8 protein-coding genes are annotated in these 6,117 nt (G+C 27.8%); all 8 read left to right on the top strand.

The features are described 5' to 3' along the window. Positions 1 to 93: 93 nt before the first annotated feature. The 8 genes from BLU40_RS16875 to BLU40_RS16835 all read left to right on the top strand — a co-directional run bounded on the left by BLU40_RS16875 (position 94) and on the right by BLU40_RS16835 (position 5,812). The gene (locus tag BLU40_RS16875; RefSeq protein ID WP_139170992.1) at positions 94 to 582 is read left to right on the top strand and encodes a hypothetical protein; all 489 of its coding nucleotides are present in this window, start codon (positions 94 to 96) and stop codon (positions 580 to 582) included. A gap of 743 nt (positions 583 to 1,325) precedes the next feature. Further along, on the top strand, positions 1,326 to 2,021 hold the full coding sequence (locus BLU40_RS16865; protein WP_090126521.1) for a hypothetical protein: 696 nt from the start codon (positions 1,326 to 1,328) through the stop codon (positions 2,019 to 2,021). A 215-nt stretch (positions 2,022 to 2,236) separates the two neighbouring features. Then, positions 2,237 to 2,893: a hypothetical protein gene (locus tag BLU40_RS16860; RefSeq protein WP_139170991.1), complete on the top strand. Its 657-nt coding sequence runs from the start codon at positions 2,237 to 2,239 to the stop codon at positions 2,891 to 2,893. A 324-nt stretch (positions 2,894 to 3,217) separates the two neighbouring features. Next, positions 3,218 to 3,469, top strand: coding sequence for a type II toxin-antitoxin system ParD family antitoxin (locus BLU40_RS16855; RefSeq protein WP_090126516.1), 252 nt, complete (start codon positions 3,218 to 3,220; stop codon positions 3,467 to 3,469). Next, positions 3,462 to 3,761, top strand: a complete 300-nt coding sequence (locus BLU40_RS16850) for a type II toxin-antitoxin system RelE/ParE family toxin (RefSeq protein WP_090126513.1) — start codon at positions 3,462 to 3,464, stop codon at positions 3,759 to 3,761. The genes BLU40_RS16855 and BLU40_RS16850 overlap by 8 nt, the downstream gene beginning before the upstream one ends. 94 nt (positions 3,762 to 3,855) lie before the next feature. Next, the gene (locus BLU40_RS16845) at positions 3,856 to 4,368 is read left to right on the top strand and encodes a hypothetical protein (RefSeq protein WP_090126510.1); all 513 of its coding nucleotides are present in this window, start codon (positions 3,856 to 3,858) and stop codon (positions 4,366 to 4,368) included. A 285-nt stretch (positions 4,369 to 4,653) separates the two neighbouring features. Continuing rightward, positions 4,654 to 5,094, top strand: coding sequence for a hypothetical protein (locus tag BLU40_RS16840; protein ID WP_139170990.1), 441 nt, complete (start codon positions 4,654 to 4,656; stop codon positions 5,092 to 5,094). A 334-nt stretch (positions 5,095 to 5,428) separates the two neighbouring features. Continuing rightward, positions 5,429 to 5,812, top strand: a complete 384-nt coding sequence (locus tag BLU40_RS16835; RefSeq protein WP_090126504.1) for a hypothetical protein — start codon at positions 5,429 to 5,431, stop codon at positions 5,810 to 5,812. Positions 5,813 to 6,117: the final 305 nt, after the last annotated feature.

Raw genomic sequence — 6,117 nt, 5'->3', positions numbered from 1 at the left:
GCACACTTACGAAAATCCTATCGGATTTTCTAGGTCAATAATTATTTACTAAATTTATTGCTTAAACAACTCAACAAAACATACCAAAAACCGTTGGCGTGCATTATGATGATGAATAAAATTGTTAAAAAAACACTTATTGGAATAACGATAATTATAGCGATTGGAGTAATAGGATACACTATTCTTCACGGAATAGTTTGGTATCAATTCAATGTTGGTTGCGGAATGGATGACGGCCCATTTAAAGCAATTAAAATTGAAAACCATTTAATTACTGATAATCATAAGATTTATAAATTAAAGAAAGGAGAGCTGATTCTAGACAACAGAAACGATTCTCTTTCACCGATAATTTTATACAAGGAGAAAGGAAAAATAGAATGGATATTAGATACAGACGTGAGAAATACTAAAGGATATGAAACTTGCAGAATTTCTTCAATTAATGATTTAAAGATTATAAACGATTCGAATAAAATTGAAATTGAATTTTATGCAGTTTGGACATACGGAGCTGAAAGCGGATGGATGAAAATTGATAAAAATGGCGGAGATAATAAATTTTGCTTGAGTTGGTAAATTGATAAAAAAAACGACACGCCAACAACTGGTATATTTTATTGTTTGGTTCTAGCACACTTACGAAAATCCTAAAGGGATTTTCTTGGTCAGTAATTATTTATTAAATTTATAGCTTAAACACTCAACAAAACATACCAAAAACCGTTGTACGCAAGCTGAAAAAACAGAACCGAATTGAAATACACACTTCAGATTTTAATATTGACTTTTACTTCTCTGAATACTTTCGGACAAAATTCAGACCGAACTTATTTAAGACACGACCATAATTATAGTACAGCTTACTCGTACGGAATAACTGAAATAACTATTCATTCGGACTCTACTTTCACGTGGAAAAGTTGGAACGTAAATAATAAAAAGGAGTGGAAAAACTATAAAGAATACGAACCTGAAATCAGTATTGGAAAAATAACTCGGAATGGAGAATACTATATCCTGACTGAATATCGGAATGGAAATAAAACAGACTTTAATTGGACAGTAAAACTTAATGACAGGCGACTGAATTTTTACTATCCGAATAAAAATGAGAAATTAAGAATAAGTGCTAAATATAAACGGATTTGAAAACTGAAAAAAGCCAGCGTACAACAATGTATAACCGCAATTACGGCGGATTCGACTACGTCCGAATCCACGCGGAATTGCTAATGTCTGTGTCAAACCGAAAATTAACGCATATTAACCCGTAACTGACGGTTATACGAGACCGTTATGCACAAGCGGATACCAACATTATGAAATATTATTTAGGAGCATATTATTTAATTAAACTGAAAAAGATAGATTTTGGTAAAATAAAAGGTTCTTTTATTCATACGTGTAGCACTTGTATTAATGATTCTTATTTTGATGCTTGGTCGATTTCGTGGGCAGAAGATGGAAAAAACGTTAGTAATGAAACAAAATCAAATTTTAATCTCAACGAAAAATTAATCATAGAAGTTCAGAATTGGTCTGACCAAAAATTCGAGGAAAACAAAATTGGGTGGATTTGTGCATTCGCTGATTTAAAAACATTGAAAAAATATAAAGAATCATTCTTTCCAAATGAAAATCAAGCACGTATTTTAAGTATTAATTTTCCAGAATCAGAAAAAAACGAATTTTTAAAATTGTTAAACCCTGAAAATTCAAGTTTTGGCGAAATAGGAATTTCTAAAAACCTTAAAAATGGATTTCAAGAAAACAATAAAGAACAAACTCTTGGTTATGATTTAATAGGTGTAGAAAATAGTGGAGAATTTCATAGTTTTCATTGTCACGATTTATCAAATGATTTAAAAGAAAGATTTAAGATTAAAATAAATGAATATGGTTTGTTAGATGAGTGCAATAATTGGAAGGAAATAGTAGATTATATGAATGATAAGTCAAACGGATTTGAGTCAGTTCCTTGGTTTTATGTAAAAGTAAAACAACTGAATGATTAAAAAGCCAGTGCATAACAACTGGTATATTTTATTGTTTGGTTCTAGCACACTTACGAAAATCCTATCGGATTTTCTTGGTCGGTAATTATTTACTAAATTTATAGCTAAATCACTCAACAAAACATACCAAAAACCGTTGTAAAAAATAGTGAGTTTACGCTAAAATAGAAATTTTCAATTAAGAAAAAATAAGATTATTATAAATGGAATTATTTATGAATTTAAGTTTTAAATATGATTTAGATATTTATATTGAAAGCATTAAATTAAACAATAGTAGTTATAAGAAAAATAGTATCACTCGAGAAGATTACGCCACCGAATGTAAAGAAACTGTAGAATTAATTAAGGGTATAATTGAAAGAGAATGCTTACTATATCATCGTTCTTGTTACTCATTTAGAGAATTTCTTTGGATACTTGTAGACGAACAAAAGCTATTTCCTGAATCAACACCTGAAGATATTGCATATTTAGGTATCCATTGGGAAGTAACGCACAAAAACGCTTATACGGCGCTTAAATTGTGGACTAAATCTACAACTATTGCTTTAATGAGCATTTTGAAAAGAAGTACTACAGATGAAAACTCCTATTATGCTTGGGAACTTAAAAAAAGAACTCATCAATTTAATGATAGTATTTTATCTGAAAATGTCAAAGATAGATTTACAAAAAGAAGAAAAGATGATATCCAAGATTGTTTACAAGAAATAGAAAAATTAAAAGATGATATTTCATTCCATAGTTCTACAAAATATAATAATTATAAAGAAAAAGTACAATCATTAAACGAACAAATAATTATCTATGAAAACAATATCCAAAAAGTAAATAAAATGGAGGCATTTTATAAAAAATACACAAAATGATATAAATGTAAACAATCACATCAAGCTAATTTGAATAAAAGTATAATTAATTGGAGTATTTCAGCATTCTATTACTAATAATTTTGAGTATTAAAAAATAGAATTATTTACAATTAACTAAAATCTACTTTTTACAACACCGTATATAATTTATTGCTAGTTCTAGCCTACTTACGAAAATTCTCTCGGATTTTCTATTCAGTTTTTATTTGCTAAATTACGTGCTAAACCACGCAACAAACCATATACAAACACGTTGTGTACAATTGAAAAATTTGGATGTTATACCAATTTTTGGTATATTTGAATTAAATCAGTATTCAAATGAATAAAAACACATCAATATCGCTCGGAAATTATTTTGATCAATTTGTGCAAAATAGTATCAATGAAGGAAGATTTAAAAATGTTAGCGAAGTTATTCGCGCTGGATTAAGGCTTTTAGAAGAAGAAGAAAGCAAAGTGATTGCATTAAAGAAGGCAATTCAAGAAGGAATTGACAGCGGAATAGCTCACGATTTTGACCCTGAAAAACATCTTGAATCTCTTAAAGCCAAAAAACGCTCGAATGGCTGAATATAGATTGACTAACAGAGCTGTTGAGGATTTATCAAAGATTTGGGATTACACATTTGAGGTTTGGTCTGAAAAACAAGCTGACAAATATTATGAAGGACTGATATCCAATTGTCAAGAGATTGCTGAAAATCCTGATTTAGGAAAAAACTATAAAGGTATATCAAAACAACTTCTCGGTATGAAAGTAAATCGACACATAATATTCTACAGAACTTTAAATTCAGATTATGTTGAAATAACCAGAATATTGCACGAAAGAATGGATTTAAAGAAAAGAATAACGGAATAAAACTGTACACAACAGTTTGTATATTTCATTTGCACCCTTCGGGATACAAACGCAACATACAATGGACGTTAGCTATAATTAAAAACGATAAAAATTGAAAGAGAAAAAGATAGAATATCTTATCAAAGATGAAAATAACAGTTTGATTAATTCTATTAATGAGGAAATCAAAACTAGTATATTTCAAAAAAGAAATAATCTATCAGGAGAGATTTCCGATAAAGGAGGATTGAATATATTTAAGACATTTACATTCATAACAGATGTTCAACCTAATCATAATCCAATTGTAAAACTGAATTTAAAAACAGTTCGATATGATAATGATTTAACGAATAGAAAACTAATCTTGAGTAAAGTGAAAGAGGGAATATTTGGAAATACTTTTTTGATTTTTATAATCTTTATATTATTGACCTTAAGTATTGCGATTTATCAGATTATCGAATATGGATTTAATGAGAAAATGGAATTTTTGACAATGCCAATTGCAGGAGGACTTTTCTATATCGTTTATGAACTTATTTCAGATTTTGTAATTTCTAATTTAGTAAAAAAGGTAGAAAATATAATGACAGATTTAGGAATTGAATATAAAAAACTATAGCTAACAACTGGTATATTTTATTGTTTGGTTCTAGCACACTTACGAAAATCCTATCGGATTTTCTTGGTCAGTAATTATTTATTAAATTTATAGCTAAATCACTCAACAAAACATACCAAAAACCGTTGTGGTTTATATTACCAATGAAAAATTATAAAAATAAACATACTTTTGAAAATATTGATGTAACTACGAATATTAATGAAATAGGTTTATAAAATGAAATTGAGAAGCTTAACAATACTTATGATCTTATTTCACTTAAATTGTATTTCACAATCTATTATGGATACAGTATATATTCATTTTGATAATGCAGAACTTGAAATGACAAAAAAATCATTTAAATCTTTTAAATCAAAAAAATACCCCAATGAAAACATCAAAACTTCTTACATTTATAAAATTGCTGAAAAAAAACACGATAATATTATAATGACAGATTCTGGGTATAAATTTACTCACTATCTTTTTGGTAAATTTGATTTAGAAAGAGGTGCTAAACAACCTAAAATAATTGTTAAAAATAAATCGTTTTTACAATCAATTAAACTCCTAGATTATTCTTTTTTCAAAAATACAGATTATAATGCGGTATGTAAAACTTTTGAATCTGATAATAGTTGGGAACAAAATGTAATAATATTTATAATTGACAAAAAAGAAATTAAAAATGAAACCATTACCTTAAGAGAAGTTAGATTTAGTAGACCAATTAAAGAGTAAATGAAACAGTAACTTTTAGAATAAGTAAAGATTTTATGGGAAAACTAGGTAAAAAAGCTATGATTTCTCTCCTTGATGATGATAGCAGTAATAAAACAATTTTTATAATAAACACAGCAGAAACTAAAAAGAGTAAAATAATAGTACGAGAGGTAACATTGATTATATGAAAGGAGAGTAATACAAACCACAACAACTGGTATATTTTATTGTTTGGTTCTAGCACACTTACGAAAATCCTATCGGATTTTCTTGGTCAGTAATTATTTACCAAATTTATAGCTAAATCACTCAACAAAACATACCAAAAACCGTTACCCAACATTGCCGAACTATGAATTTTAGAGAAAAATTATCAGAAAACTTAAAAAATGATTTTGACAAAGAAACTATTGATAAAATCGAAAAAATAATTAATAAAACTTCAGATGAGTTTAATAAAGAAAATCCAACTCCAACGAAAAGTGAAAATGAAAAAACTGATAAAAAAGATACATTTAAGTTTTTTGATGAATTAACGAAAGATCCAGAATTAATTAAAGGTTTCATTAAAGAATTTAAAAAACCAAATTGGGCTGAAATGATTTTTAAGTTTTCAATTGCAATGATTATTATCGCTCCCATAACTTATTTGAGTTTAAATGATGTTCTTGGTACTTGTGAAACTGCAACTCTTTTTGGGGGGATTGTTGGTTATTTACTGGGTGAATTGACTTAAAATAATCTACGATTAAAAACGAACCAAAAAATATGATTAATGATTGATTAAAATTTGATATTATTGATTTTGACATACTTTAAATATTTAAGATTAAAACGTTGGGTAACAACTGGTATATTTTATTGTTTGGTTTTAGCACACTTACGAAAATCCTATCGGATTTTCTTGGTCAGTAATTATTTACTAAATTTATAGCTTAAACACTCAACAAAACATACCAAAAACCGTTGCCAGTAATTTGAGAACAGCATAACCGAACGACAAACCAATGGAATTTTTTGAAAGTCATTTTAAATCTAAAG

The sequence above is a fragment of the Lutibacter oricola genome (genome assembly GCF_900106565.1).
GTDB classification, from domain to species: Bacteria; Bacteroidota; Bacteroidia; order Flavobacteriales; family Flavobacteriaceae; genus Lutibacter; species Lutibacter oricola.
This window is presented reverse-complemented; position numbering and strand designations above follow the sequence as displayed.